At 72.6% G+C, this 1,546-nt stretch carries 1 protein-coding gene; it reads right to left on the bottom strand.

Features of this window, described 5'->3' with window-relative positions; all coding sequences use genetic code 11:
• Positions 1-285: 285 nt before the first annotated feature.
• The gene (locus tag H5J29_RS32210) at positions 286-1,041 is read right to left on the bottom strand and encodes an SDR family NAD(P)-dependent oxidoreductase (protein ID WP_181784687.1); all 756 of its coding nucleotides are present in this window, start codon (positions 1,039-1,041) and stop codon (positions 286-288) included.
• Positions 1,042-1,546: the final 505 nt, after the last annotated feature.

The raw sequence follows: 1,546 nt of genomic DNA, 5'->3' as shown, positions 1-1,546 counted from the left end.
CCTCTACCCGCCGCTCGACGCCGCGGCGGCCGAGCGGATCGGCACCATCCTGGCGGCCGCGGTGGACTACGGCATCGACCCCACCCCGACCCCGGCCGAGCCGGAGAAGGAGCAGGTCACGCTGGGTCTCCCCACCCTTCGCAGACCCGACTGACCACTCGCCCGGCGCCCCGGCCACCCGGCCGCGGCGCCCGAGATCCGTTCGACGGGAGCAGACCGGTCGATTCCCGACCGTCCGGCTCCCGAGGTGTGGACCATGGGCCTGCCGGGTCGGACGATGCCGGGTCAGAAGATGCAGTAGCCACCGTCCACGACGACCTCGTCGCCGGTGTGGAAGGTGAGGGACGGGTCGGCGAGGTAGGCCGCGACCTGCCCGTACTCCGCCGGGTCCGCCCAGCGGCGGACCGGCGTGCGGGCGGTGGTGGCCTGCCGGAACCGCTCGTCCTGGTACCCGCGCTCGCTGAGCCCCGTGCGCGTCCAGCCCGGGATGAGGGTGTTGCACCGCACCCGGTGGCGCGCCAGCTCGACGGCGAGGGTGCGCGTGAGCCCCAGCAGCGCGGTCTTGCTCGAGGCGTAGGCGGCCTGTCCCGCACCGCCGAAGCGCGAGATCGTGGAGCCCACCACGATGATCGACCCCCCGCTCCCCTGGTCGACGAACCGGCGGGCGGCCTCGCGACAGGTGAGGAAGGCGCCGTCGAGGTTGACGGCGTGCACCTGCCGCCACGTCTCCAGCGACAGGTCGACGACGGAGGTGCGGTCCGAGGTGCCCGCGTTCGAGACCAGACAGCCCAGCGGACCCAGCTCGGCGACCGTGCGGTCCATCGCCTCGGCGACCTGGTCCTCGTCGGCGACGTCGCAGGAGACGGCGATCGCCCGCGCGCCGAGGTCCGTGAGCGCCTCGACCGCGTCGGCGCTCTTGGCGGTGTCTCGCGCCCACAGCGCGACGCTGCCGCCCGCCTTGGCGATCCCGGTGGCCATACCGAGTCCGATGCCGCCGTTGCCGCCGGTCACCACCGCGACCAGACCCGTGAGGTCGTTCACCGGCGCTCCTCCCTGAGCGATCGTTCGTTTAGAGGATCGTGCCATCGGGAGGCCCGTACGGGAAGAGCGCGACTCACGGCCGCCGCGCGATTCGGCGCCGGGACCGAATTCGCGCAATCGGGAATCAGCGGCCGACGAACAGCGGAATGGCCGGACCGACTCGGACGGGAGCAGACCCGACGAGGGCACTCCACCAGCTGCGGTTCGCCCTGGCCCGAGGCCGCCACCAGGGCGGGAGGGCGGCGGTCGACAGTGTGGACCGGGCGTGCCGACGACGCGCCACAGTGGTCACAATGACCGGATTGCGATTCACGATGCACTCCCTCGGGCATCTGTCCACGGCGGATCCGCGAACAGAAAGGATGTTTCTCCCCCGGGCCCATTCCTGCAGGACCCCACCCTGGGGCGGCGGTGAACTGACATGCGCGAACGGCAGACGGCGTATCCACCGGCTCGGTTCGCGGGACGAACGGGTGACCGGCCGGGCCCCCGCGCGTGGGTCAGG

Origin of the sequence: Pseudonocardia pini (genome assembly GCF_013870575.1) — a bacterium.
GTDB classification, from domain to species: Bacteria; Actinomycetota; Actinomycetes; order Mycobacteriales; family Pseudonocardiaceae; genus Pseudonocardia; species Pseudonocardia pini.
The sequence above is the reverse complement of the archived record's forward strand: the minus strand, read 5'-3'. Positions and strand labels throughout refer to the sequence as shown.